General features: G+C 71.1%; 23 protein-coding genes. 17 read left to right on the plus strand and 6 right to left on the minus strand.

Features of this window, described 5'->3' with window-relative positions; genetic code table 11:
* The first annotated feature begins 101 nt into the window (after positions 1–101).
* Genes narH through GB864_RS05050 form a run of 5 tightly spaced genes read left to right on the plus strand, consistent with a single transcriptional unit; the run spans position 102 to position 4938 of the window.
* On the plus strand, positions 102–1796 hold the full coding sequence (gene narH / locus GB864_RS05030; protein ID WP_160423253.1) for a nitrate reductase subunit beta: 1695 nt from the start codon (positions 102–104) through the stop codon (positions 1794–1796).
* Positions 1793–2455 (plus strand): nitrate reductase molybdenum cofactor assembly chaperone, encoded by a 663-nt coding sequence (narJ, locus tag GB864_RS05035; protein WP_160423254.1) that lies wholly within the window; start codon positions 1793–1795, stop codon positions 2453–2455. The genes narH and narJ overlap by 4 nt, the downstream gene beginning before the upstream one ends.
* Positions 2452–3252 (plus strand): respiratory nitrate reductase subunit gamma, encoded by an 801-nt coding sequence (gene narI, locus GB864_RS05040; protein ID WP_160423255.1) that lies wholly within the window; start codon positions 2452–2454, stop codon positions 3250–3252. Before narJ ends, narI begins: the two co-directional genes overlap by 4 nt.
* 3 nt (positions 3253–3255) lie before the next feature.
* Positions 3256–4479 (plus strand): nitrate/nitrite transporter, encoded by a 1224-nt coding sequence (locus GB864_RS05045; RefSeq protein WP_160423256.1) that lies wholly within the window; start codon positions 3256–3258, stop codon positions 4477–4479.
* A gap of 33 nt (positions 4480–4512) precedes the next feature.
* The gene (locus tag GB864_RS05050) at positions 4513–4938 is read left to right on the plus strand and encodes a DUF1801 domain-containing protein (RefSeq protein WP_160423257.1); all 426 of its coding nucleotides are present in this window, start codon (positions 4513–4515) and stop codon (positions 4936–4938) included.
* A gap of 31 nt (positions 4939–4969) precedes the next feature.
* On the opposite strand, the gene GB864_RS05055 is transcribed toward GB864_RS05050, so the two are convergent.
* Entirely contained in the window at positions 4970–5527 is a 558-nt protein-coding gene (locus GB864_RS05055) for a GNAT family N-acetyltransferase (protein ID WP_160423258.1), read from the minus strand.
* Between the two features lie 172 nt (positions 5528–5699).
* Between GB864_RS05055 and GB864_RS05060 the strand changes: the two genes are divergently transcribed.
* Both GB864_RS05060 and GB864_RS05065 read left to right on the plus strand, forming a co-directional pair.
* On the plus strand, positions 5700–7121 hold the full coding sequence (locus GB864_RS05060) for a UbiA family prenyltransferase (RefSeq protein WP_160423259.1): 1422 nt from the start codon (positions 5700–5702) through the stop codon (positions 7119–7121).
* On the plus strand, positions 7118–7621 hold the full coding sequence (locus GB864_RS05065; protein ID WP_160423260.1) for a GtrA family protein: 504 nt from the start codon (positions 7118–7120) through the stop codon (positions 7619–7621). Before GB864_RS05060 ends, GB864_RS05065 begins: the two co-directional genes overlap by 4 nt.
* Positions 7622–7639: 18 nt before the next feature.
* Here GB864_RS05065 and GB864_RS05070 read toward each other — a convergent pair whose 3' ends face one another.
* Positions 7640–9376 carry a hypothetical protein gene (locus GB864_RS05070; RefSeq protein WP_160423261.1) on the minus strand — a complete coding sequence of 579 codons (1737 nt, stop codon included), beginning with the start codon at positions 9374–9376 and terminating at the stop codon, positions 7640–7642.
* 326 nt (positions 9377–9702) lie between these two features.
* Between GB864_RS05070 and dnaK the strand changes: the two genes are divergently transcribed.
* From dnaK to GB864_RS05090, 4 genes are all read left to right on the plus strand, one after another.
* Positions 9703–11574, plus strand: coding sequence for a molecular chaperone DnaK (dnaK, locus tag GB864_RS05075; RefSeq protein WP_160423262.1), 1872 nt, complete (start codon positions 9703–9705; stop codon positions 11572–11574).
* A 2-nt stretch (positions 11575–11576) separates the two neighbouring features.
* Positions 11577–12191, plus strand: a complete 615-nt coding sequence (locus tag GB864_RS05080; protein WP_160423263.1) for a nucleotide exchange factor GrpE — start codon at positions 11577–11579, stop codon at positions 12189–12191.
* Between the two features lie 153 nt (positions 12192–12344).
* Positions 12345–13337, plus strand: a complete 993-nt coding sequence (locus GB864_RS05085; RefSeq protein WP_160423264.1) for a DnaJ C-terminal domain-containing protein — start codon at positions 12345–12347, stop codon at positions 13335–13337.
* A 2-nt stretch (positions 13338–13339) separates the two neighbouring features.
* Positions 13340–13753, plus strand: coding sequence for a heat shock protein transcriptional repressor HspR (locus GB864_RS05090; protein WP_160423265.1), 414 nt, complete (start codon positions 13340–13342; stop codon positions 13751–13753).
* A 9-nt stretch (positions 13754–13762) separates the two neighbouring features.
* On the opposite strand, the gene GB864_RS05095 is transcribed toward GB864_RS05090, so the two are convergent.
* Positions 13763–14500 carry a hypothetical protein gene (locus GB864_RS05095; protein WP_160423266.1) on the minus strand — a complete coding sequence of 246 codons (738 nt, stop codon included), beginning with the start codon at positions 14498–14500 and terminating at the stop codon, positions 13763–13765.
* Positions 14501–14677: 177 nt separating this feature from the next.
* Between GB864_RS05095 and GB864_RS05100 the strand changes: the two genes are divergently transcribed.
* The 4 genes from GB864_RS05100 (at position 14678) to GB864_RS05115 (ending at position 18075) form a co-directional block, all read left to right on the plus strand.
* Positions 14678–15796: a class I SAM-dependent methyltransferase gene (locus GB864_RS05100; protein WP_160423279.1), complete on the plus strand. Its 1119-nt coding sequence runs from the start codon at positions 14678–14680 to the stop codon at positions 15794–15796.
* 169 nt (positions 15797–15965) lie between these two features.
* Positions 15966–16262 carry an ATP-dependent Clp protease adapter ClpS gene (gene clpS / locus GB864_RS05105; protein ID WP_160423267.1) on the plus strand — a complete coding sequence of 99 codons (297 nt, stop codon included), beginning with the start codon at positions 15966–15968 and terminating at the stop codon, positions 16260–16262.
* The gene (locus GB864_RS05110) at positions 16259–16750 is read left to right on the plus strand and encodes a DUF2017 family protein (protein WP_160423268.1); all 492 of its coding nucleotides are present in this window, start codon (positions 16259–16261) and stop codon (positions 16748–16750) included. Before clpS ends, GB864_RS05110 begins: the two co-directional genes overlap by 4 nt.
* Positions 16751–16839: 89 nt before the next feature.
* Positions 16840–18075: an AI-2E family transporter gene (locus GB864_RS05115; protein ID WP_160423269.1), complete on the plus strand. Its 1236-nt coding sequence runs from the start codon at positions 16840–16842 to the stop codon at positions 18073–18075.
* Here the strand turns inward: GB864_RS05115 and GB864_RS05120 are convergent.
* The 3 genes from GB864_RS05120 to GB864_RS05130 form a co-directional block, all read right to left on the minus strand.
* Positions 18011–19630 carry an MFS transporter gene (locus GB864_RS05120; protein ID WP_202106992.1) on the minus strand — a complete coding sequence of 540 codons (1620 nt, stop codon included), beginning with the start codon at positions 19628–19630 and terminating at the stop codon, positions 18011–18013. The genes GB864_RS05115 and GB864_RS05120 overlap by 65 nt on opposite strands.
* Positions 19627–21042: a DUF2252 domain-containing protein gene (locus GB864_RS05125; RefSeq protein ID WP_160423270.1), complete on the minus strand. Its 1416-nt coding sequence runs from the start codon at positions 21040–21042 to the stop codon at positions 19627–19629. The genes GB864_RS05120 and GB864_RS05125 overlap by 4 nt, the downstream gene beginning before the upstream one ends.
* 175 nt (positions 21043–21217) lie before the next feature.
* A complete protein-coding gene (locus GB864_RS05130) occupies positions 21218–21619 on the minus strand; it encodes an SHOCT domain-containing protein (RefSeq protein WP_160423271.1) in 402 nt (133 codons plus the stop codon).
* A gap of 166 nt (positions 21620–21785) precedes the next feature.
* Between GB864_RS05130 and GB864_RS05135 the strand changes: the two genes are divergently transcribed.
* Positions 21786–23126, plus strand: coding sequence for an ion channel protein (locus GB864_RS05135; RefSeq protein ID WP_160423272.1), 1341 nt, complete (start codon positions 21786–21788; stop codon positions 23124–23126).
* 90 nt (positions 23127–23216) lie between these two features.
* Positions 23217–25088: an alkyl/aryl-sulfatase gene (locus tag GB864_RS05140; protein WP_160423273.1), complete on the plus strand. Its 1872-nt coding sequence runs from the start codon at positions 23217–23219 to the stop codon at positions 25086–25088.
* Positions 25089–25133: the final 45 nt, after the last annotated feature.

Raw genomic sequence — 25133 nt, forward strand, 5'->3', positions numbered from 1 at the left:
AGGCGCTCCAGCGCCGTATCGAGACCTCGCGAATCGGCTCACCTGGTCTCGATACGCTTCGCTACTCGACCAACGGAAGCGGCCGTGGAGGTGAGCCGCTGATGCGGGTGATGGCCCAGATGGGCATGGTGATGAACCTCGACAAGTGCATCGGGTGCCACACGTGCTCGGTCACGTGCAAGCAGGCGTGGACGAACCGCGCCGGCACCGAGTACGTCTGGTTCAACAACGTCGAGACGCGGCCCGGCCAGGGCTACCCGCGCCGCTACGAGGACCAGGAGCAGTGGCGCGGCGGCTGGACGCTCAACAAGCGCGGCAACCTGAAGCTGCGCACGGGCAGCCGCCTCAAGCGCCTGCTGACGATCTTCTCGTCGCCCGTGCAGCCGAAGCTCGCCGACTACTACGAGCCCTGGACGTACGACTACCGCACCCTCACCGATGCGCCGCTCGGCGACGACTTCCCGGTTGCACGGCCGAAGTCCCTCATCACGGGCGAGGACACGAAGATCACCTGGTCGGCGAACTGGGACGACGACCTCGGCGGCGTCGCCGAGCTCGGCCACCTCGACCCCGTCGTCGAGAAGGTGCGGCGCGAGTCGGAAGACAAGATCAAGTTCCAATTCGAGCAGACGTTCATGTTCTACCTGCCCCGCATCTGCGAGCACTGCCTGAACCCGTCGTGCATGGCCTCCTGCCCCTCCGGCGCGATCTACAAGCGCGAGGAGGACGGCATCGTCCTCGTCGACCAGGACCGCTGCCGGGGTTGGCGCCAGTGCATCACCGGATGCCCGTACAAGAAGATCTACTTCAACCACCGCACGGGCAAGGCCGAGAAGTGCACGCTCTGCTACCCGCGGCTCGAGGTCGGCCTGCCGACGGTGTGCTCCGAGACGTGCGTCGGCCGCTTGCGCTACCTCGGGCTCTTCCTCTACGACGCCGACAAGGTCACCGAGGCCGCCGCGACGCCCGACGAGCAGGACCTCTACGAGGCCCAGCTCGAACTCATGCTCGACCCGAACGACCCGGAGGTCATCGCGGCGGCACGCGAGCAGGGCATCGAGGACGAGTGGATGGACGCAGCCCGCCGCTCGCCCGTCTACGCGCTCGCGAAGACGTACCGGGTCGCGCTGCCGCTGCACCCCGAGTACCGCACGATGCCGATGGTCTGGTACATCCCGCCGCTCTCCCCGATCGTCGACCTGCTGAGCGAGCAGGGGCACGACGCCGAGAACGCCGGCACGCTGTTCGGCGCGATCGAGGCGCTGCGCATCCCCGTCGAGTACCTCGCCGAGCTCTTCACGGCGGGCGACGCCGACATCGTCTCGACCGTGCTCGGCAAGCTCGCCGCGATGCGCGCCTTCATGCGCGACGTCGCGCTCGGCAACGAGCCCGACGAGTCGATCGCCGAGCACGTCGGGATGACCGGTGCGGAGATCCACGAGATGTACCGGCTGCTCGCGATCGCGAAGTACGAGGAGCGCTACGTCATCCCCACCGCCCACTACGAGCAGGCGCACGAACTCGAAGAGCTCGGCTGCTCGCTCGACTTCGACGGCGGGCCGTACGAGCTGGACGCCTCGGGGCCCTTCGGCGAGGCGAGCGGCCGCCCCGCGCCCGTGGCCGTCGAGACGTTCCACGCGCTCCGGGACCGGCAGACCTCCGACGGCGCGGCCGCGGGCGACGACCTGCGGGGGCGCGTCAACCTGCTCAACTGGGACGGCAACGGCGCCCCGCGCGGCCTCTTCCCCGCGAAACGCCCAGCCGAAGACGACCCGGAGGGCGGTGCGGGCCGGTGAACCGCGCGATCGTCTACCAGGCGGCCTCGATCTGCCTCCGCTACCCCGACGACGAGGTGCTCGGGCTCGCGGCCACGATCGACGCCGCGCTCGCCGAAGCGGCGCCGAAGGCTCGGGCATCCTTCGCCCCGTTGCTGGACTGGTGGGCGACGACCCCGATCGGAGAGGTGCGGCGCGTCTACGTCGACGTCTTCGACCTGTCCAAGCGGCACGCGCTCTACCTCTCGTACTGGACCGACGGCGACACCCGCCGCCGCGGGCAGGTGCTCGCCGACTTCAAGCAGCGCTTCCGGGAGGCCGGCCTCGAGCTCGCCGGCACGGGCGAGCTGCCCGACCACCTGCCGCTCGTGCTCGAGTACGCGCGGCACGAGCCGAAGGCCGGCGCCGGGCTGCTGCAGGACTATCGCGCGAGCCTCGAGCTCATCCGACTCGCGCTCGCCGAGCGCGGCTCCCCGTACGCCGGCGTCGTGGCCGCCGTGTGCGCCACCCTGCCGGGCGCCTCCCCGGCCGACGCGCAGCAGGCGATGGCGATGGCGGCGGCCGGGCCGCCTGCGGAATCCGTGGGCCTCGCAGACGCCGATCCTCGGCTCATCCCGCTCGAGCCCCGCGCGTCGCGACCGTCCGACACGAAGCTCATCCCCGTGGGAGGCCGGCGATGAACTGGGACGTGGTGCTCTGGGGCATCCTGCCCTACGTCATGGTCGCGATCCTCGTCGGCGGCCTCGTCTGGCGCTACCGCTACGACCAGTTCGGCTGGACGACGCGTTCGTCCCAGCTCTACGAGTCGCGGCTGCTGCGCATCGGCTCGCCGCTGTTCCACTTCGGCATCCTCGTCGTGATCGTCGGCCATGTCATCGGCCTCGTCATCCCGAAGGCGTGGACCGAGGCCGTCGGCGTCTCCGAGGAGATGTACCACGTCGTCGCGCTCGGCCTCGGGTCGGTCGCGGGCATCGCGACGCTCGTCGGCGTCGGCATCCTCGTCTACCGGCGGCGCACCACCGGCCCCGTCTTCGCCGCCACGACCAAGAACGACAAGACGATGTACGTCGTGCTCGTCGCGGCGATCCTCGCGGGGCTCTCGACGACGCTCATCAGCGTGTTCGGGCCGCACGAGGAGGTCACCTACCGGGACACGGTCTCGCCGTGGTTCCGATCGCTGTTCTGGTTCCAGCCCGACATCGCCTCGATGGCCGAGGCATCCTTCGCCTTCAAGCTGCACACGCTCATCGGCATGGCGCTCTTCATCATCTGGCCGTTCACCCGACTCGTGCACGCCTTCACCGCGCCGGTGCAGTACCTGTTCCGGCCCTACATCGTCTATCGCTCCCGCGACGGCCGTCCCGTGCCGACGTCGAGCGGCCGTCGCGGCTGGGCGCCGATCGGCACCCCCGACCGCGAACGCGACCGAGGGCGCCGCCGCGGGCGCTCCGATGCCGGCAGCACCACGAGGAGGTAACCGATGAGCACGGAACGCACCGACGCGCCGACGCCTGAAGCGACCGCACTGCCCGGGCGGGGACGCAACCTCGCGCTCGCGCTGCTGGCGTTCGCCATCACGTTCTGGGCGTGGAACATGATCGCGCCGCTCGGCGTGCGGTACGCCGAGGACCTCGGCCTGGACTCGACGCAGCAGTCGCTGCTCGTCGCGACCCCGGTCATCGTCGGCTCGCTCGGACGCATCATCACCGGCGCCCTCACCGACCGCTTCGGCGGGCGGCTCATGTTCACCGTGCTCACTGCGTTCTCCGCGCTCCCCGTGCTGCTCGTCATGTGGGCCGGGGATGCCGGCTCCTACGCCTTGCTCCTCGTCTTCGGCTTCCTGCTCGGCATCGCCGGCACGACCTTCGCCGTCGGCATCCCGTTCGTCAACGCCTGGTACGACCCGGCGCGGCGCGGGTTCGCGACGGGCCTCTTCGGCGCGGGGATGGGCGGCACCGCCCTGTCGGCCTTCTTCACGCCCCGCTTCGTGCAGTGGTTCGGGTACAACGCGACCCACTGGATCATGGCGATCGCCCTCGTGGCCGTCGCGATCATCGTCTGGCTGTTCATGCGGGACTCGCCGGACTGGAAGCCCAACACCGACAAGGTGCTGCCGAAGCTCGCCGCCGCGTCCAAGCTCGCGGTGACGTGGCAGATGGCCTTCCTCTACGCGGTCACGTTCGGCGGCTTCGTGGCCTTCTCGACGTACCTGCCGACCTACCTCAACGTCGTCTACGCCTACGACCTCGCCGACGCCGGCGCCCGCACCGCCGGCTTCGCGATCGCCGCCGTCGTCTGCCGCCCGCTCGGCGGAGTGCTGAGCGACAAGATCGGCCCGGCGCGGGTGCTCATGATCTCGCTCGCGGGCGCCGCCGTGATGGCGGTCGTGCTCGCGTTCGTGCCGCCGCCGGAGCTCGCCGCCGGCACCTCGTTCGTGCTCATGGCCGCGTTCCTCGGGCTCGGCACGGGCGCCGTGTTCACCTGGGTCGCACAGCGCTCGCCGGCGGCGAGGGTCGGCACGGTGACGGGCATCGTCGGCGCGGCGGGCGGCCTCGGCGGGTACTTCCCGCCGCTCGTGATGGGCTCGACCTACGCGGCGACGGGCAGCTACACGATCGGCCTCGGCCTGCTCTGCCTGACCGCGGTCATCGCCCTCGTCTTCACGATCGGCCTCGGACGCCGCAAGGTCGAAGACGCGGCCTGAGCGGCGGAGCGGGCCTCGCGCTAGCGTCGGCCCATGGAGCGCACCGGAGCCGACGTCGACGCCTTCCTCGCCGAGCACGAGCGGGCGGCCGAGCTGGAGGCGCTCGACGGCCTCATCCGGGCCGAGCTCGGCGGACTCGAGCGGGTGCTGTGGGAGGGGCCGATGTGGGGCGGCACTTTCCAGCGGATCGTCGGATACGGCGCGATCGAGCAGCCACGCCCGAAGGGACCGCCCGTCCAGTGGTTCCTCGTCGGGCTCGCCGCGCAGCGGGCGCACCTCTCGCTCTACGTCAACGCGGCGGACGCCGACGGCTCCCTCGTGCGGCAGTTCGCCGACCGGCTCGGCGACGTGAAGATCGGCGCGGCCGCGATCACGTTCCACCGCGTCGCCGACCTCGACCTCGCCGCCTTCGGCGACCTCCTCCGCCGCGCCAGGGCGCTCGCGCCGGATGCGCGGTGAACTCGTCCCGTGCCGTCGGTGAACCCCGGCCTCAGCCCTGCCACTCCCGCTCGAGGATCGCGTAGGAGCCAGTGTCGGTCCATTCGCCCTTGAGGAACATGTGCTCGAGGATGTGCGCCTCCTTGCGCATCCCGAGGCGTTCGCAGAGCCGCACCGACGCCCCGTTGCGCGGGTCGAGTTCGGCGACGACGCGGTGCAGGCCGATCTCCTCGAACGCGAGCCGCAGCAGCAGCCTCGCCGACTCGGCGGCGAAGCCGCGGCCCTGCGCCTCCGGGAGGAGGATCCAGCCGAGCTCCGCGGTGCGGTCGTCGACGCTTGTCAGCTCGAGGTACATCGTGCCGAGGAACTCGCCCTCGGCCCCCCGGATCGCCGGCTGGACGTAGTCGCCCTTCCCGGCGAGCCGCACGGCGGCCGAGTCGGTCGCGAGCACGTCGACGACCTGCTCCCGTGTGCGCGCCTCGTAGAGCAGGTAGCGGCAGATCTCCGGGTCGCCCTGCATCCGGGCGAGCTCGTCGAGATCGTCGGGGCGCAGCAACTCGAGGCGCACGCGCTCGCCGGCGAGCGGATGGAACTCCCACGGCAGGCTCATGCGGTCATCCTGCACGGCGGGAGGCCCGCCGCGTCGACGCGGCGTCGCGAGTCGTCGCCCCTCGATCGATCGGCGCGCGAGTTCACCCGGTGGGCCCCGGACGGGGGCTGCGGGCGCGGCGCCCCCTTCCGTAGACTTCCCGCGTCCGACCGGGTTTCGAGCATCGAGGGATATGACCGAGAAGATCGCCGTCGACCTGGACGGCACGCTCATCCGCAGCGACCTGCTGTGGGAGTCCGCGGTGCGCCACGTGCTCCGCACGCCGCTCGGCTGGGCCGACGTGCTCGCCTGGACGGCCCGCGGACCCGTCGAGCTGAAGAGCCGCCTCGCCGAGCGGGTCGACCTCGACATGTCGTTGCTGCCGTACAACGCCGGACTCCTCGCCCTCCTCGAGGAGCGGCGAGCCGAAGGTGCGGAGATCGTGCTCGCGACGGCGGCGTCCCGGCCCTACGCCGAAGCGGTCGCGGCGCACCTGGGCGGCTTCGACGCCGTCATCGCGACCCCGCCGGAGGGGCCGAACCTGCGCTCGGCCGAGAAGGCCCGCGCGGTCGACGAGCACTTCGGCGGCGGGCCGTGGACGTACGCGGGCGACAGCGTCAAGGATCTCTCCGTCTGGGAAGGCGCCGCCGCGGCGATCGCCGTCGACGCGCCGCGCTCCGTCCGCGGTCGCCTCGCCGACCAGGGCATCCCGGTCGTCGACGCCGACTTCCCGCGCCGCTCGAAGGCGCGCGCCTGGATCTCCCAGCTCCGCGTCCACCAGTGGGCGAAGAACCTCCTCGTCTTCGTGCCGCTCGCGACCGCGCAACTGCTCGCCGACCCGGCCGCGCTGCTGAGCGCCGTGCTCGCCTTCCTGGCGTTCAGCCTCACCGCGTCGAGCGTCTACATCTGGAACGACCTCACCGACATCGACGCGGACCGCCGTCATCGCAGCAAGCGCCACCGGCCCATCGCCGCGGGGACGATCCCCATCCCGCACGCCATCGTGGGGGGCACGGTCGTCGGGCTCGCCGGGTTGGGGCTCGCGCTCGTCGTCGGGCCGTGGTTCCTCGTCACGATCCTCGCGTACGTCGTCATGACGACGCTCTACTCGTTCTGGCTGAAGCGGAAGGTGATCATCGACGTCACCACGCTCGCGCTGCTCTACACGTGGCGCCTCGTCGCCGGTTGCATCGCGATCGCCGTGGTGCCCACGATCTGGCTGCTCGCCTTCGCCGCGTTCTTCTTCTTCGGTCTCGCGCTCGTCAAGCGCTACAGCGAGCTCTACGCGGTCGGCGCGAAGGGCACGGCCCGCGGCTACGAGCGCGGCGACGCGCAGCTCGTGCTCGCGCTCGGCGTCGCCTCGAGCCTCATCGCGGTGCTCGTCTTCGTGCTCTACATCGACTCGGCGGCGAGCGACGAGGCGTACCGCATCCCGCAGATCCTCTGGCTCGCGGTGCCGCTCCTGCTCTATTGGGTGTCCCGGCTCTGGCTCGTCACCATCCGGGGCGAGATGCACGACGATCCGCTCATCTACGCGGTCCGCAACCGCGTGAGCCTGGCGACCTTCGGGCTGATCGCGATCGTCTGGATCGCTGCGACGGTGCTGGGCGGATGACCGAGGACGCACGCCGCTCGAACCCGGCGATCGGGTTCCTCGTCGGACATCTCAAGCGGGGGTCGGTCTTCCTCGTCGTGGGCCTCATCGGCTTCCTCGTGGACGCCGTCGTCTACAACCTCCTGGTATTCGCCGGCGGTCACGGGCCGCTCTTCGACCAGCCGCTGCTCGCGAAGTCGATCTCGCTCGTCATCAGCCTCGCCGTCTCGTACCTCGGCAACAAGCTCTGGACCTACCGGGACCGTCCCGCCCCCCTGTCGTCGGGGGAGCTGGTGCGCTTCCTGCTCTCGAACGTCGTCGCCGTGCTCCTGCACCTGGCGTGCCTGGGCTTCTCGCGCTTCGTGCTCGGGCTCGACGACATCGTCGCCGACAACCTCTGGGGCACGGTCATCGGGCAGGCCGTCGCGACGGTCTTCCGCTACTTCGCCTACACCTACTGGGTGTTCCCGGCGTCGCGCTCCGACGTGCCCGTCGTCGAGGACGCGTCCTCCGACCGCTGACGCGGTCCGCGCGCCGGCTCAGTCCGTCCGGCAGCCGTCCGGGAGCAGTTCCAGTTCCACGAAGCCGACCATGCGGTAGGAGACGAACTCGTCCTCGGGGATGTCCTCGTACTCCTCGGTCGTGAGGAATCGGGTCTCCGGGGCGGTGTCCTCGACGTCGAAGAGCATGCCCGGCATGACGCCGCCGGTGTTCGAGAGCGAGTAGACCGCGACGCAGCCGCCGGCCTCGTCGATCGCCTCCTCGAGCGACGGCGAGGCGGCCCACACCTGCACGAGCGCGTGCGGCTGCGCGATGAGGGCGACGTTGACGGCGAGGAGGGCGGCGAGCAGCCACGCGAGGATGCGCGCCCGCGTGGCGAAGAGCGCGATCAGCACGATGAGCGGCAGCAGCACGAGGTGGGGCGTGTACCGCGCCCACCAGGAGCCGTCGACGATGAGGATGCCGATCGCCGTCGCCACGAGCGGCAGCAGGAAGGCAGGGAGCATCGCCGTGGACGACCGGGCGTGGCGGACGAGCAGGTAGACGCCGAGTGCGAGCGCGACGATCAGGATGCCGCCGAACCACACGCCGTACCCGCCGATGCGCACATCGACGGCGCCGAGCAGGCCGCGCTCGTCCGACGTGAACGTGAAGGGGATCTTCAGCACGGCCTCGATCGGGCCGCTCACGCTGTCGTTGGACGCCGCGCTGAGGTTGGCGAGCACGAACTTCGAGACCGGGTCGAGTCCGTCGAACGAATCGGGCTGGTTCATCGTGATGATGTCGACGCTGTCGCCGCCGATGAGCGGGTAGAGCGGGTTGCCCATCGTCACGGTGTTGCGCACGTACGAGGAAGCGCCGACGACGAGCAGGCCGACCGCCAGTGCCGCGGCGCCCGTGGCGAGCACCGTGAGGGCCGCGCGCCGCAGGGTGCGCCAGCGGATGCAGAGCCACGCGAAGTAGACGACGCCGAAGAGGCCGGCGTAGACGAGGCCCGTGAACTTCACGTTGACGAGGACGACGATCGCGGCGGCGAGCGTGGCCACCTGGACGGCGGGCCACCAGTCGGGCGCCTCCCAGCCGGGGTCCACCCACATGGTCAGGAGCACGACCATGACGAGGATGAGGCCGCCGAGCATGCCGTCGACGTAGTACGTGGTGACCTGTGCCACCGTCACGGGCGTCACTGCAGCGAGGAGCGCGACCGTCAGGGCCGGCCAGCGGCCGATGCGCCGGGCGAGGTAGCCGGCGACGAGCGCGAACACCGCGAACATCATGAGGGCGTTGAAGGCCTTGCCCGCCTCGATCGTGCCGGTGAGCTGGTAGAGCGAGGAGGCGAAGAGGTAGGACGCCTTGGGGTAGTGGTCGTTCCAGATCGCGTAGTCCTCGGGCACCGGGACCGGGTTGCCGGGGCGTACGTTCCACGCGCTGATCGACTCCCACACGGGGTTCCAGCCGCCCGCGAGGGCGCCCGTGGCGACCTTGTGGTACTGGTTGCCGTCCCACGAGAGGTCGATCGTGAGCATGGCGAAGACGATCGAGACGCCGACGACGAGGAGCAGCCCGATGATCGCGATGAGCCGCTCGGATCGGCCCGAGCGGCGGAGGACGAACCAGAGGCCGACGAGGACGAGCAGCAGGCTCGCGACGGTGACCGCGGGCTGCACCGTGCCGCCGGCGATGAGCACGATCGACTGCCCCACGACGACGACGGCGAGCAGCACCGTGACCGCCGCTCCGACGGCGAGCAGTACCTCCGACCAGCGTGTCCTCACGGGTTCTCCTCAGCTGCATGCTCCGGCGGCGGGGCCGCGCCGATCTGAGCGAGGCTATCGCAGGGCATTCGGGCGCGGTCGGCCCGGCGGGCGCCCGCCTGACCCCAGAACGAGTGCCGTGGGTCGGAATACTGAACGTCGGCCGAGAGTTGAGTCTGATGTGCTCAACTTCGGGCATCCGAGTTTGACAGCGAGGATGCCCGGAGGGAACATTGAGCGGTCGGGACTCAACTCCCGGCACCCGTGAACTTTCGGCCGCGGCCCAGCAAGGGCGGGCCATCGTCGGTGCGGCGACAGACACCGCACAGGCAGGAGGAGAAACACACATGTCACGTGCAGTCGGAATCGACCTCGGAACCACTAACTCGGTCGTCTCGGTCCTGGAGGGCGGCGAGCCCGTCGTCATCGCCAACGCGGAGGGCTTCCGGACGACGCCCTCGATCGTCGCGTTCACCAAGGACGGGGAGGTGCTCGTCGGCGAGACCGCGAAGCGCCAGGCCGTCACCAACGTCGATCGCACCATCGCCTCGGTCAAGCGCCACATGGGAACGACCTGGAAGACGCAGTCGATCGACGGCAAGGAGTACACGCCGCAGGAGATCTCGGCGCGCATCCTGCAGAAGCTCAAGCGCGACGCCGAGCAGTACCTCGGCGACACGGTGACCGACGCGGTCATCACCGTCCCGGCGTACTTCAACGACGCCGAGCGCCAGGCCACGAAGGAGGCCGGCGAGATCGCGGGCCTCAACGTGCTCCGCATCATCAACGAGCCCACCGCGGCCGCCCTCGCCTACGGCCTCGACAAGGGCAAGGAGGACGAGCTCATCCTCGTCTTCGACCTCGGCGGCGGCACGTTCGACGTGTCCCTCCTCGAGGTGGGCAAGGACGACGACTTCTCGACCATCCAGGTCCGCGCCACCGCCGGCGACAACCGCCTCGGCGGCGACGACTGGGACCAGCGCGTCGTCGAGTGGCTCGTGAAGAAGTTCAGGGAGACCACCGGCGTCGACGTCTCGAACGACAAGATCGCCAAGCAGCGCCTCAAGGAGGCCGCGGAGCAGGCGAAGAAGGAGCTCTCGAGCTCCATGTCGACCAGCATCCAGCTGCCCTACCTCTCGCTCACCGAGAACGGCCCCGCCAACCTCGACGAGACGCTCACGCGCGCCCAGTTCGAGAACATGACGAGCGACCTGCTCGACCGCACGAAGAAGCCCTTCGAGGACGTCATCAAGGAGGCGGGAATCAAGCTCGCCGACATCGCGCACGTCGTCCTCGTCGGCGGCTCGACCCGCATGCCGGCCGTCGCCGAGCTCGTCAAGAAGGAGACGGGCAAGGAGGCCAACAAGGGCGTCAACCCGGACGAGGTCGTCGCCGTCGGCGCCGCGCTCCAGGCCGGCGTTCTCAAGGGCGAGCGCAAGGACGTGCTCCTCATCGACGTCACCCCGCTGAGCCTCGGCATCGAGACCAAGGGCGGCATCATGACGAAGCTCATCGAGCGCAACACCGCGATCCCGACGAAGCGTTCCGAGACCTTCACGACCGCCGACGACAACCAGCCGTCGGTCGCGATCCAGGTCTTCCAGGGCGAGCGCGACTTCACGCGCGACAACAAGGCGCTCGGCACCTTCGAGCTCACCGGCATCGCGCCGGCGCCGCGCGGCATCCCGCAGATCGAGGTCACCTTCGACATCGACGCCAACGGCATCGTGCACGTGTCCGCGAAGGACAAGGGCACGGGCAAGGAGCAGTCGATGACGATCTCGGGCGGCTCGAGCCTGCCGAAGGACGACATCGACCGCATGGTGCGCGAGGCCGAGGAGCACGCGGCGGAGGACAAGCAGCGCCGCGAGTCCGCCGAGACGCGCAACTCCGCCGAGCAGCTCGCCTACTCGGTCGAGAAGCTCATCAAGGACAACGACGACAAGCTCCCCGCCGACGTCAAGTCCGAGGTGCAGGGCGACGTCGACGCGCTGAAGTCGGCCCTCGCGGGTGATGACGACGACGCGGTGAAGGGCGCCTTCGAGAAGCTCTCGCAGTCGCAGGGCAAGCTCGGCGAGGCGATCTACGCCCAGCAGCAGCAGCAGGCCGACCAGGCCGCCGCGGCGGGCGACGCCCCGGCCGACGAGCCCGGCGAGGCCAAGGCCGACGAGGACGTCGTCGACGCCGAGGTCATCGACGACGAGGACGAGAAGAAGTAATCATGACCGACGAGCAGCAGCCCGTCGAGCCCGAGGAGGAGGGCACGCCCGGTGCGGGCGCGCCCGCCTCCGACCCTTCGACGGATGACGCGACCGACGCCGCGACCGAGGCGACCGAGGATGCCTCGGACGCGCAGGACGCGGGCGACGACGAGCTCTACGTGGAGGACATCCTCAACGCCGCCGAGACCGAAGCCGCCGAACCGAGCGACGAGCACCTCGCCGACCTCAAGCGCCTGACCGCGGAGTACGCCAACTACCGGCGTCGCACCGAGGCCAACCGCGAGGTCGAGAAGGAGCGCGCCATCGGCTCGGTCGTCTCCGGCCTCCTGCCGGTGCTCGACGACCTCGACCGTGCCGAGAAGCACGGCGACCTCGAGGCCGACAGCCCGTTCGCGACGATCGCCGCGAAGTTCCGCTCCTCCATGGAGCGGCTCGGACTCGAGGCGTTCGGCGAGGTCGGCGAGGCGTTCGACCCGCAGCAGCACGAGGCCATCGCGCAGTTCCCGAAGCCCGACGCCGAGGGCGAGACCGTGCTCGACGTCGTCGAGCGCGGCTACCGCCTCGGTTCCGTGCAGCTCCGGGCCGCGAAGGTCGTGGTCGCGGTCCCCGCGTAACCACCCGCATCCATCCGCTGGTCGAGAGACCGGCATCCGTCGGTCGAGTAGGCGCGCAGCGCCGTATCGAGACCCGTAACGTGGTCTCGATACGGGCTCCGCCCTCCTCGACCGGCGGCATCCAGATTTTCCCGCGACGCATCGGAGGTGCCCGTGGCCAGTCAGGACTGGTTCGACAAGGACTTCTACCAGGTGCTCGGCGTCGCCAAGGACGCGAGCGACGCCGACATCAAGAAGGCGTACCGCAAGCTCGCCCGCACCTACCACCCCGACCAGAACCCCGGCGACGCCGCCGCGGAGGCGAAGTTCAAGGAGATCAGCGAGGCGAACTCGGTGCTCTCCGACAAGGAGCAGCGGGCCGAGTACGACCAGGTGCGCGCGATGGGCTCGGGTGCCCGGTTCACCGCGCCCGGCGGCGCCGGCTCGGGCGGCTTCGAGGACGTCTTCGGCGGCATGTTCGGCCAGGGCGGCGGCGGCCAGCGCTTCACCTACCAGCAGGGCGGCGGCGATTTCGACGACCTGCTCGGCGGCATGTTCGGCTCGGGCCGCTTCGGCCAGCCGACCGGCGGTTACCGCGGGTACGGCGGTCCGTCGCGAGGCCGCGACATGACGGCGTCGACGACGCTCTCGTTCGCGACGGCCACGCAGGGCGACCAGATCACCCTGCAGACGAGCGAGGGCAAGGAGATCACCGTCCGCATCCCGGCCGGCGTCTCCGACGGCCAGAAGATCCGCCTGCGCGGCAAGGGCAACCCCTCGCCCGACGGCGGGGAGCCCGGCGACCTCATCCTCACCGTCAACGTGCGCAAGCACCCGGTGTTCGAGCGCGACGGCCTGAACCTCCGCGTCACGGTGCCGATCACCTTCGTCGAGGCGGCGCTCGGCGCGACCATCGAAGTGCCGACGCTCGGCGGCAACCCCGTCAAGCTCCGCGTCGCGCCCGGCACGCCGAGCGGCCGGGTGCTGCGGGTCAAGGGCCGCGGCGTCGAGACGAAGAAGGGCACCGGCGACCTGCTCGCCGTCGTCCAGGTCGCGGTGCCGTCGCACCTCTCGGCCGACGCCGAGGCGAAGCTCAAGGAGTTCGCCGCGGACCTGCCCGACGAGAACCCGCGTGAGGACCTGCTCGCGAAGGCCCGGGCGGACTGAGCATGGACGAGCACAGCCCGATCTTCGTGATCTCGGCCGCGGCCGAGCTCGCCGGGATGCATCCGCAGACGCTGCGGCAGTACGACCGGATCGGGCTCGTGCAACCGAGCCGCACCCGTGGCGGTTCCCGCCGCTACTCGATGCGCGACGTCGTGAAGCTGCGGGAGATCCAGCACCTCTCGAACGAGGGCGTGAGTCTCGAGGGCATCCGGCGCGTGCTCGAGCTGGAGGACGAGGTGACGGCCCTCCGCACGCGCGTGCGCGAGCTCGAGGGGATGCTCGCCGACGAGCTGCTCCAGCGCCCCGGCCGCCGGGTGTTCGCGGCCGCCGCGCACGGCGAGGTCGTGCCGTTGAAGTCCGGCACCCGCGCCTCGCGGCGCGACGCCGTCGTCATCTGGCGTCCGCTCGACCGCTGACGGGCCGGCTCAGCGGCCCCACGCCGATTCGGGCGCGGCGACCTCCTGCACGGGGCGCGTCGACCAGTGCGTGCCGTTCGCGTAGTGGCTCGTCGCCCACGGCGACGCCCAGATCGCCGCGGCCGTGACGGCGGGGTCGGCATCCGTGTCGAGCGCCGTCTCGATGGAGTCGTAGAACGAGAAGCGCCGCAGGCTGTCGGCCGCGTAGTGCGCGCTGTCGACGAGGGTGTCGTAGCTGCCGAGGCCCGCGCCGCCGCCCGACCCGTTGCCGTTGTTGAGCGGGTTGTTGCGGTTCCACCAGTCGTCGACGCCGTTCTCCTGGCGCATCCACCGCAGCAGCACGACGGTATTGGACTCGGTGACGGGGAACTCGCCCTCCACGAGCACGAGCCGCGCCCAGTCCCAGTTGGTGCTGGCGTTCTCGACGAGGGTCTTCGTGCCGGTCACCACGCCGTAGGACTCGACGCCGAGCCCGGTCGGCTGGCTCGTCGCGCTGGACTCGAGCGACTGGGCGACCTCGGCGAGGGAGACGGAGCCCGATGCGGCGGTCGCGGTGCTCGCGGTGAGCGACGGGTGCGCGAGGAGCGGCGCGGCGGCGAAGGTCGCGACGAGGCCGAAGACCGCGGCGACCGCGGCGAGTCGCGTCGTCGAGCGGGAGTGCCGGATGCGCTCAGGGGCGGCGATCGCCCGGTCGAGCCGCCGTTCGCGTCGCGTCGGGGGAGCGGGCCGCGCGGGGGCGCCCTGCACCGCGGCTCCGTGTCGCGGAGCCGCGCGGTGACGACGTTCGTCGGGTCGGCGTTCGTTCCCCATGCACCGACGAGGGTAACAGAATGGTCACGGCGGCCGTCGGCGGCCCTGCCGCGACGCAGACGGGCCGGTGCGCGGAGCGCCGGGTAGCGTGGACGGGTGGACTACGAGCCCGGGATGCTGCGGCGGACCCCCGACGTCGAGGGGCCGGGGCTGACGGCCTCGGACTCGGCCGATGCGCTGCTGCTCGACGAGGCGGCGCCCTGGCTCGCGGATGCCGCGGACGGCGGCCTCGCGGTCATCGACGACGGCTACGGCGCGCTCACGCTCGGCGCGGCGGCCGCCGGAGCGCGAGGCATCCGTTCGCACACCGACACGATCACCTCCGAGCGGGCCGTCGCCTCGAACGCGGGGCGCGTGGGGCTCGACGACGCGTTCGCCGCCGCACCGCTCGGCCCGGAGACGTTCGCCGGCGCGCGGCTCGTGCTGCTGCGGCTGCCGCGCGCGCTCGACCGGCTCGACGAGGTCGCCGAACTCGCGGCTCGGCACGCCGACCCCGAGGCGGTCATCGTCGCCGGCGGCCGCCTCAAGCACATGACCCTCGGCATGAACGACGTGCTGCGGCGGCACTTCGACCGACTCGACGTCTCCCTCGCCCGCGGCAAGTCCCGCGTGCTGATCGCGCGCTCGCCGAAACCGGATGCCCGTGCCGTCGCGCCGACCTGGCCGAAGCACGCCCGCGTCGACGAGGTCGGCCTGACGCTCGTCGCGCACGGCGGCGTGTTCGCCGGCGCGAGCCTCGACCTCGGCACGCGCGAGCTGCTCCGCGTGCTCGACGGGGCGTTCGCCGGTGCCGACGCCCCGACGCGGCTCATCGACCTCGCCTGCGGCAACGGCGTCATCGGCGCCTGGGCCGCCGCGAGGCGTCCGGCGCTCGAGGTCGTCGCGAGCGATCGCTCGGCGGCGGCGGCGGCGAGCGCGACGCTGACGGCCGCGGCGAACGGGCTCGACGACCGCGTCGGCGCCGTGCAGTCCGACGGCCTCGAGCACCTGCCGGACTCGAGCGAGCGGCTCGTCGTCCTCAATCCGCCGTTCCACGCGGGCGCCGCGATCACCGAGGGCATCGCCGAATCGCTCTTCGCGGATGCCGCCCGCGTGCTCGCGCCCGGCGGCGAGCTCTGGACGGTCTGGAACTCGCACCTGCGCTACCGCGGCCGTCTGGAGCGGATCGTCGGTCCGACGCGGCAGATCGCCCGCACGCCGAAGTTCACGATCACCGCCTCGACCCGGCGCTGACCCTCCCGGAAGCGATCCCGCCCGGGAGACCCGACTCGACCCCCGACCCGACGTCGACACGGGCGCGACACGGCCGCGACACGCGACCGGAGCGCCCTCGCCGGACGCTTGCCACGAGCGTCCGCTGCCCCTGGTGCGAGCATCCGCGAATCGTGCAAGTCTGGACGGCATGACGCAGACGATCGAACGGCCAGAGGTCGAGCAGGAGACGCGCACCGCGCTCCGCCCCGACCTGCCCTGGCAGACGATCGTGTGGGACGACCCGGTCAATCTCATGACCTACGTCAGCTACGTCTTCCGCACCCACTTCGGATTCACGCCCGACGAGGCGGAACGACGGATGCTGCTGGTGCACCACGAAGGCCGAGCGGTCGTCGCGTCGGGACCGCGCGAGTCGATGGAAGCGCACGTCGAGGCCATGCACGGGTACGGGCTGCAGGCGACCGTGCAGCGGAGCAGCGGATGATCGTCGCGTCGCGCCCGGGGGCGGAGGGGGTCCGGCTCGTGCTCGAGTCGGAGGAGGCGATGCTGCTCGCCGAGCTCGCCGACCAGGTCGACTCGGTGCTGCTGCTCGGCACGCCCGACGACCCCGCCGTCGGCCGGCTCCTGCCGAACGCGTATCCCGACGATGCCGAGGCAGAGGCCGAGTACTCCCGCTACACGCGCGGCGGCCTCCGCGACGGCAAGCGCCAGGCCGCGCAGATCGTGCGCGACGCCACGCGCAACGAGCAGGGCCATCCCACGATCGAGGTCGTCCTCGACGAGGTCGAGGCGTGGTCGTGGCTGACGTTCCTCACCGATCTCCGGCTCATCCTGTCGGAGCGGGTCGGCCTCGGCGAGAACGGCGAGCCCGAAGACGACGACGAGCGCGACGACTACCTCCGCGCCGCGTACGAGTGGGCCGGATTCGTGCAGGGGTCGATGCTCGAAGTGCTCGACCCGATGGAGGCCTGACCGCACGTCCTCTGTCGCGCGGGCCCCCGGCGTGCCACGCTCGTCCTAGCGCGTCGGCCGTGACGGTCGCGCGAGGGAGGGGGGCCCGCATGTGGGGAAAGCGTGCACGGCAGAAGCCGAAGGCGGCGCCCGAGGCGAATCCGGACGGCCCGAGCGTCGAGGGGCCGCCAACGTCCCACCGGACGGCATTCATCCTGCTCGGCCTCGGCGGGGCCGCCGTCGCCTCGTTCGGGGTCGCAGCGATCGCCGAGATCTTCGCCTCGGCGTTCTTCGCGCTCGTGCTCACGATCTGCGTCCATCCCATCCGCACCGCCCTCGAGCGTCGCGGGGTGCCGCGCGGCGTCGCGACCGTGTCGGTGCTCCTCGCCGTCGTGCTCCTGCTCTTCGGCTTCGGCGCCCTGCTGTTCGTCTCGATCGCCCAGTTCGGCACGTTGCTGCCCGACTACCTCCCGCAGCTCGAGGCCTGGGTCGCGAACCTCGGCACCTGGCTCGAGGGCCTCGGCATCGGCGCGGAGCAGGTGCAATCGATCCTCGGCGGGTTCGACCCCGGCACGCTCATCGGCTTCTTCGGCGGGGTGCTCGGCAGCGCCGCGGGACTGATCTCGGCGGCGGTCATCCTGCTGACGCTGCTCATCCTGATGGCGGCCGACTCCGGCTACTCCTCGACGATCCTGGCGGAGCTGCGACCCCGCCGGCCGATCCTCGTCGGGGCGCTCGTCGGCTTCACCGTCGGCGTGCGCCGCTACATGGTCGTGACCACGGCCCTCGGCGCGGCGCAGGGCATCGTCAACTGGGCGGCGCTCGCCCTCATGGGCATCCCCGGCGCACTGCTGTGGGGCATGCTCTCGTTCCTGTGCAGCTTCATCCCGAACATCGGCTACTTCATCGCGCTCGTGCCGCCCATCGTCTTCGGCGCGCTCGTCGGCGGCTGGCCGCTCGTGATCGCCGTCATCGTCGTCTACGGCGTCATCAACGGCGTCATCCAGTCGGTCATCCAGCCGCGCGTCGTCGGCAACGCCGTCTCGCTCAGCCAGACCCTCACCTTCATCTCGGTGCTGTTCTGGGCGGTCGTGCTCGGGCCGATCGGCGCGATCCTCGCGATCCCGCTCACGCTCATGGTGCGGATGCTGCTCGTCGACTCGAACCCGCAGCTCGCCTGGATCCGCCCCGCCCTCGGGGACCTCGACTCGACTCGGCGCATCATGGACGCCGAGGACGAGGCGGCGAAGATCGCACGCCGCGGCCGGAAGCAGGCCGCCGTCAGCGCGCGGCGGTCGCCGCCTCCGGGCTCGAGCGCTCCGGGCGGCCCGGCAGCCGGCGGGTGACCGGCAGGGCGAGCAGCGCGATGCCGGCGCACGTCAGCATGCCGGCGGTGATGCCCGTGAGCTGGGCTTCCGAGTAGGCGTCGACGAGGTCGTCGACCTGCTCCGGCGGGAATCCGGCCTCGAGCAGCGCGGCCTCGGCCTGCGCCGGCGGCACGAACTGGATGCCCGCGGAGACGACCGTCGTCGTCTGCTGCCGCACCGCCTCGTCGATGTCGGGGTCCTCGGCGGCGAGCCCGAGCACGGCGCTCGAGAGCGACGCGATCATGAACGAGCCGATGAGGGCCGTGCCGAGGGAGGAGCCGAGGTTCTGCGCGGTGTACTGCAGCCCGCCCGCCTCGCTCCGGGCCTCGGCGGGCACCGAGGAGAGCACGACGTTGCCGAGCTGCGAGGCGAGCAGGCCGGTGCCGAGGCCGACGAGCGCCATGCCGATCGCGAACGGCACGCTCGCGAGCTCGGGCTCGATGGTCCAGGCGATGAGGCCGCAGGCGAGGGCGATCGTGAGCAGGCCGGCGCGCACGATGAGCCGGGAGCCGAAGCGGGAGACGAGCCGTGCCCCGATCGCGGCGGCGAGCAGCATCATGATCGACGTCGGCAGCAGCTGCAGGCCGGTCTGGAAGGCATCCATGCCCTGCGTCACCTGGAGGTAGACGGGCACGGCGAAGAAGATGCCGAGCAGGATGAGGTTCTGGGCCGTCAGGCTCGAGAGCCCGGAGCGCAGCACGGGTCGCGACAGGTTCGAGACGTCGAGCAGCGGCAGCCGGCCGCGCGCCTTCCGCCGTCGTTCCCACGAGAAGAAGGCCCAGAGCACGGCGAGGCCCGCCCCGATCACGAACGGCGTGAGGGCGAAGCCGAACGGCTCGATCGGCGAGGCCTTCGGCTGGAACCAGCCCCACGTGCCGCTCTGCAGCACGCCGACGACGACGAGCGAGAGCCCGCCCGCCGAGAGGATCGCGCCGACGACGTCGAGCCGGAACGGCTGGGGCTTGCCGGCGTCGGTGATCCAGCCGCTGAGGGCGATGACGAGGATGACGAAGACCACTTCGCCCGCGAAGACCCAGCGCCAGGTGAACTCGCTCGTCACCCAGCCGCCGAGCAGCGGTCCGATGGCGATGCCGGCACCCGCGAAGCCGCCGATGATGCCGTACGCGCGGGCGCGACTCGGCCCTTCGGTGCTGTCGGCGACGAGCGCGGCGAGGGCGGGCAGCACGAGCGCCGCGCCCGCGCCCTCGACGAACGACCAGCCGGCGATGAGCACGCCGACCGTCGGCGAGAGCGCCGTGGTGAGCGAGCCGACCGCGTAGATCACGAGGCCGATGCGGAAGATCTTCAGCCGTCCGACGAAGTCGCCGATCTTGCCGCCCGTGAGCATGAGCGCGGCCATCACGAGGGCGTAGAGGGTGATCGCGAGCTGGATGGTCGCGACGTCGGTGTCGAAGTCCTCGACCAGCCGGCTGATCGACACGCTCATGACCGAGCTGTCGAGCACCATCAGGAACTGGGCGATGGCGAGCGGGATGACCGCCCGCGACGTGCCCGACGTCGCCGGCGCGCTCACTCGGCGACCGCTTCGAGCCGGCCGTCGGCGATCGCCTGCAGCAGTCGGGCGTGGTCGAGCTCGGTGCGGTCGGCGTAGGCGACGGAGAACTCCGCGAGCGCCTCGCCGAACTCCTTCGAGCGGCCGAGGTAGCCCGAGATGCGGGCGGCGTCGGTGCCGCGCGCGTGCGCCCGGGCGAGCACGAGCCCGCAGTACTCGGCGTAGACCGTCATCGTCTCGGCCTCCATCGTCTCGGTGCTGGCACCGCCCTTCCAGTCCCGGAACTGGCGGAGGTAGAAGTCGCGCTCCACGCCGTCGAGCCCCTCGGCGCGGGTCCAGCCGAGCAGCGGATCGCCGAGCGCCTGCATGATGCGCTGGCCGTGCACGACCCGCTCCCCCTCGTTCGGGTAGACGCTCGGCTGCGATGCGTCGTCGAGCACGGAGCGCTGCGCCTCCTTCGCCTGGAGCACGAGCACGTCCTTCGGGCCGTTGCCGACGAGCAGCGCGAGCCACGCGCGCGTGCCGACGCTGCCGACCCCGACGACCTTCATGGCGGCGTCGACGAGCCGGAAGCGTTCGAGGATGCGCTTGCGCTCCGGCGGCAGGGTCGCGATGTAGGCGGCGAGGATGTCCTCCATCCGCCTCGTGGCGTCCGGCGTGCTGACGCCGAACTCCGCGGCGACGTCGTCGAGCGAGACGAGCAGCGGCGGCTCCGACCGGAACCGCGGCAGGCCGTCGACGCGGTCGGCGAGGCTCGCCGCCGCCTGGCGGCTGTTGCGCGTGCGCGCCTTCGCCACGCTCTTGCGCAGGCGCTTCGTGGCGGTCGGAGACAACCGGCCGGCGATGCGCGAGAGCACGTCCTGCACGTCGACGTGCGCGGTGAAGAGCTCGAGCGTCGGGATCTCGGACGCGTCGCGGGCGGCCTCCGCGTAGGCGCGGGCGAGGTCGGCGACGATCCCGCGCCGCGTCGCCTCGTCGAACCCCCGGGTGCGGCCCGCGATCTCGAAGCTCGCGGCCATGCGCTTGACGTCCCACTCGAAGGGCCCCTTCGAGGTCTCGTCGAAGTCGTTGAGGTCGAGCACGAGCGTGCGCTCGGGCGACGCATAGGCGCCGACGTTGGAGAGGTGCGCGTCGCCGCAGAGCCACGTCACGAGACCGGTGTCGGGCCCGGCCCGGAGATCGTCCGCCATCAGCGCCGCGGCGCCGCGGTAGAACGCGAACGGCGACGCGGCCATCCGCCCGTGCCGCAAGGCGATGAGGCGCGGCACGCGGGTCTTCGCCTGCTCCTCGAGCGTCGCGATGGGGTCGCGGTCGACGGGCGGCAGCACGGCGAGGTCGGCGAGCGGCAGCCGATCTCGCACGGCCCGGCCGTCTGCGCGGCGGTCGCGGCGCCGCTCAGCCGCCTCGCTCTGGAATGCGATCGTGTCGGTCATCGGATCCCCCGATCCTTGCCGCGGCGTCGCCCCCGCGCGCCGTCGATGCTCGGAGCCTATTCCCGGGCGACGCCCCACGGCGAGTGGTGGATGTCCGCCCGGCACGACGAAGGGCGGATGCCGCAGCATCCGCCCCTCGTCGTCGTCCCGGCCGGAGAGCCCCGACCGTGCGACGTCACTTCGTCTTCGACAGCGCGTGCGCCTTCAGCGACTCGAACTCCTCGGGCGAGATGGCACCCGTGTCGAGCAGCCCCTTCGCCTTCGCGATCTCGTCGGACGGGCTCGCCGCGGTGCCGGCAGTCTGCCGGATGTAGTCATCCGTCGCCGACTGCACCTGCTTGGCCTCCTTCGCCGAGCGCTCGGCCATGCCGGTGCCTCGGGCGATGAGGTAGACGAGCGCGGTGAGGAACGGCACGAAGATCAGGAAGATGATCCACACCGCTTTCCACCAGCCGTTGAGCTTCGTGTCGCGGAACAGGTCGCCGATGATCGCGAACAGCGCGAACAGGTAGGCGACGAACACGAAGATCCACAGGAACCACCAGATGATGTCCCAGAAGCTCTCCCAGAAGTTCATGGTCGGATTTTCCCCCTCGGTGTGATGCGCCCCCGCGTCTCTCCCGGGCGCGCCGGTGCCTGAACGGTATCGCCCATCCTCATGAAACGTCCAGCGAATCGCGAGGATGACTCGCAATGACCTCGGGGGTTGGGCCAGGATGGTTGCGGACCTTGGGGGAGGTGCGATGGCCGACGGCACGGACTCGGAGCGAGCGGCGGCGGGTGCCGCGCCCGAGGGGGAAGCCCTTGCGCCGAGCGTGAAGACGCTCGCGCTCATGGCGATCCCCGCGCTGCTCATCGGAGCGGTCTCGGCGCTCGTGCTGTGGTGCCTCGATCGGCTCGCCGAGTACCTCCAGGACTGGCTGTGGGGGAGCCTGCCGAGCGCGTTCGGCATCTCGCCCGACTCGCCGTGGTGGATCATCGGGATGCTCACCGTGGTCGGCCTCGCGATCGGCGCCGTCGTGCAGTTCGTGCCGGGCCACGCCGGTCCCGACTCGGCCCACGCGGAGATCGGCGACGACGAGCCGCCGTTGCCCCTGCACGTGCTGCCGAGCCTCCTGGTCGTCGTGACGATCAGTCTCGCCGGCGGTGTCAGCCTCGGGCCCGAGAACCCGATTATCGCGATCAACAGCGCCATCGCCGTCGCCGCGCTGACGCGTTTCACACGCATCCCCGGCAAGCTCGGGATGCTGCTCGCCTCGGCCGCGACCATCGGCGCCCTGTTCGGCACGCCGGTGGCGGCCGCGCTCGTGCTGACGGGCACGGTCGCGACGCTGCGCATGGGCGGCAGCCTCTGGGACAAGCTCTTCCTGCCGCTCGCCGCCGCCGGCACCGGGGCGGTCACGATGCATCTGCTCGGCTCTCCGGCGTTCGCCTTCTCGGTCGAACCGCTCGAGACGGTCGACTTCTCGGCGCTGGCCTGGATCATCGGCATCGCGATCGCGAGCGCAGCGGCGGGCATCCTCGCCGCTTGGCTGCTGCCGCACGTCCACCGGCTCTTCCACGCCCTGAAGCATCCGATCGTCTTCACGACCCTCGGCGGGCTCGTGCTCGGCCTCCTCGGTGCGATCGGCGGTCCGATCACGCTCTTCAAGGGGCTCGAGCAGACCGGTGAGCTCATCGACGACCCCACCGCCTACACCGCCTGGCAGCTCGTGCTGATCGTCCTCATCAAGGTGTTCGCGCTCGTGGTGGCGGCAGCGGCCGGGTTCCGGGGCGGCCGCATCTTCCCGATCGTCTTCATCGGCACCGCGGTCGGCGTGCTCGCCATGGCGGTGTTCCCCGACGCGCCGCCCGCCGCCGCGATCGCCGCCGGCGCCTTCGGGGCGACGCTCGCCGCCACGAAGGACGGGTGGATCGCCATCTTCGTCGGCGTCGCCCTCGTCGGAGACCTCCATGTGCTGCCGCTGCTGTGCATCGCGGTGCTGCCGCTCTGGCTCCTCGTCACCAAGGCGCCCGAGCTCGTGGTCAAGCGCCGCGCGACCGCACCGCCGACGGTCGGCTCGGCAGCTCCGCAAACGAGTTGATCCGGACCGCGCAGCGCAGTGCGGCCGGGCGCCGCAGACCTCCATCGACCTCCATCGACCGAAACCGAACAGAAAGCGCAGGACACCGACATGCAGCAGAACCCGGCCACTCCGTCGATCGCGACCGCCAACGCGGCGCAGCGCGACGAACTGCCGTTCGAGGACACGGGCGACCTCGCCGCCTCGGACCGCGGCTTCCTCGGCACCCTCGACGAAGCGGTGATTCGAGATCCTGCGGGGAAGCAGGTCTGGGACACCGCCGAGTTCGACTTCGTGGCCGGGGACGCGCCTGCGACCGTGCACCCGAGCCTGTGGCGCCAGTCCGGGCTCGTCGCGAAGCACGGCCTCTACAGCGTCGTGGAGGGCGTCTACCAAGTCCGAGGCTTCGACCTCTCGGTGACGTCGTTCATCGAGGGCGACACCGGGGTGATCGTCGTCGACCCGCTGATCTCGGCCGAGACCGCCGCCGCCGCACTGAGTCTGTACCGCATCCATCGCGGCGACCGACCGGTGGTCGCCGTGATCTACTCGCACAGCCACATCGACCATTTCGGCGGCGTGCTCGGCGTGACGACGCAGGCCGAGGTCGATGCCGGAACAGTGCAGGTCCTCGCACCGGAGGGTTTCCTCGAGCATGCCATCGCCGAGAACGTGTACGCGGGCACGGCGATGAGCCGGCGCTCCGGGTACATGTACGGTGCCGCGCTCGCGCGTGGGCCCCAGGGCGCCGTCGGGGCCGGCCTGGGGCAGAGCACCTCGACCGGCGCCGCCGGTCTCATCGTGCCGACGATCGACGTCGCGCTCACCGGCGAGACGCACACGATCGACGGCGTGGAGATCGAGTTCCAGATGGCTCCCGGGACCGAAGCGCCGAGCGAGATGCACTTCTACCTCCCGAGGTACCGGGCGCTCTGCATGGCGGAGAACTCGACCCACACCCTCCACAATCTCCTGACGCTCCGAGGCGCCGTCGTGCGGGATCCGCATGTCTGGTCGCAGTACCTCACCGAGGCGATCGAGCGATTCGGCGACCGCACGGACGTCGTCTTCGCCTCGCACCACTGGCCGACGTGGGGCACCGATGAGGTCAAGCACTTCCTCGGGATCCAGCGAGACCTCTACGCCTACCTCCACGACCAGACGCTCCGTCTGCTCAACCAGGGCTACCAGGGCGCGGAGATCGCCGAGGCCTTCCAGCTCCCGCCCGCGCTCGAGGCGCAGTGGTCGACGCACGGCTACTACGGCTCGGTCAGCCACAACGTGAAGGCGATCTACCAGCGCTACCTCGGCTGGTTCGACGGCAACCCGGCGCGCCTGTGGCCCCACCCGCCGCAGGCCCTCGCGGAGCGCTACGTCGACGCGATCGGCGGGATCGACCGCGTCGTCGAACTCGCGCAGGCGGCCTACGACTCCGGCGACTTCCGGTGGGCGGCGACCCTGCTCGACCACGCGGTGTTCGCCGACTCGACGCACGGGGCAGCCAAAGCGCTCTACGCCGACACGCTCGAGCAACTCGGGTACGGCAGCGAGAACGGCACCTGGCGCAACTTCTTCCTCTCGGGGGCGACGGAGCTGCGGGAGGGGAACTTCGGCACGCCCACGGTCGCGAACGCGCCCGACATCATCGCGCAACTCTCTCCCGAGCAGCTCTTCGACTCCGTCGCGATCACGGTCGACGGCCCGAAGGCCTGGGACCTCGACCTCGCGTTCGACATCTCGCTGAGCGACCTCGACCGGAGCTTCCATCTCACGCTCCGCAACGGCGTGCTGATCTACGTCGAGAAGGCGCCCGCCCCCGATTCGCCGCTGCACCTGACGCTGACGAAGCCGCGACTGCTCGCCCTGGCCGGCGGCGATGTCGACGGCCCCGGCATCGAGGTCGTCGGCGACATCGGCATTCTGCGGACGCTGCTCGGCGTGCTCTCCCCGGGCGACCCCGACTTCGAGATCGTCCTCCCCTGACCCGGACGGGGCGGGCCGCGGCTCGCCCCGTCTCCCGAACTGGAG

The organism is Agromyces seonyuensis (genome assembly GCF_009789225.1).
Classification (GTDB): domain Bacteria; phylum Actinomycetota; class Actinomycetes; order Actinomycetales; family Microbacteriaceae; genus Agromyces; species Agromyces seonyuensis.

Coding starts and splice junctions, on each gene's coding strand:
- narH (WP_160423253.1), top strand. CDS start 102: ATGCGGGTGATGGCCCAGATGGGCATGGTGATGAACCTCGACAAGTGC.
- narI (WP_160423255.1), top strand. CDS start 2,452: ATGAACTGGGACGTGGTGCTCTGGGGCATCCTGCCCTACGTCATGGTC.
- GB864_RS05045 (WP_160423256.1), top strand. CDS start 3,256: ATGAGCACGGAACGCACCGACGCGCCGACGCCTGAAGCGACCGCACTG.
- GB864_RS05050 (WP_160423257.1), top strand. CDS start 4,513: ATGGAGCGCACCGGAGCCGACGTCGACGCCTTCCTCGCCGAGCACGAG.
- GB864_RS05055 (WP_160423258.1), bottom strand. CDS start 5,527: ATGAGCCTGCCGTGGGAGTTCCATCCGCTCGCCGGCGAGCGCGTGCGC.
- GB864_RS05060 (WP_160423259.1), top strand. CDS start 5,700: ATGACCGAGAAGATCGCCGTCGACCTGGACGGCACGCTCATCCGCAGC.
- GB864_RS05065 (WP_160423260.1), top strand. CDS start 7,118: ATGACCGAGGACGCACGCCGCTCGAACCCGGCGATCGGGTTCCTCGTC.
- dnaK (WP_160423262.1), top strand. CDS start 9,703: ATGTCACGTGCAGTCGGAATCGACCTCGGAACCACTAACTCGGTCGTC.
- GB864_RS05080 (WP_160423263.1), top strand. CDS start 11,577: ATGACCGACGAGCAGCAGCCCGTCGAGCCCGAGGAGGAGGGCACGCCC.
- GB864_RS05090 (WP_160423265.1), top strand. CDS start 13,340: ATGGACGAGCACAGCCCGATCTTCGTGATCTCGGCCGCGGCCGAGCTC.
- GB864_RS05100 (WP_160423279.1), top strand. CDS start 14,678: ATGCTGCGGCGGACCCCCGACGTCGAGGGGCCGGGGCTGACGGCCTCG.
- clpS (WP_160423267.1), top strand. CDS start 15,966: ATGACGCAGACGATCGAACGGCCAGAGGTCGAGCAGGAGACGCGCACC.
- GB864_RS05110 (WP_160423268.1), top strand. CDS start 16,259: ATGATCGTCGCGTCGCGCCCGGGGGCGGAGGGGGTCCGGCTCGTGCTC.
- GB864_RS05115 (WP_160423269.1), top strand. CDS start 16,840: ATGTGGGGAAAGCGTGCACGGCAGAAGCCGAAGGCGGCGCCCGAGGCG.
- GB864_RS05125 (WP_160423270.1), bottom strand. CDS start 21,042: ATGACCGACACGATCGCATTCCAGAGCGAGGCGGCTGAGCGGCGCCGC.
- GB864_RS05130 (WP_160423271.1), bottom strand. CDS start 21,619: ATGAACTTCTGGGAGAGCTTCTGGGACATCATCTGGTGGTTCCTGTGG.
- GB864_RS05135 (WP_160423272.1), top strand. CDS start 21,786: ATGGCCGACGGCACGGACTCGGAGCGAGCGGCGGCGGGTGCCGCGCCC.
- GB864_RS05140 (WP_160423273.1), top strand. CDS start 23,217: ATGCAGCAGAACCCGGCCACTCCGTCGATCGCGACCGCCAACGCGGCG.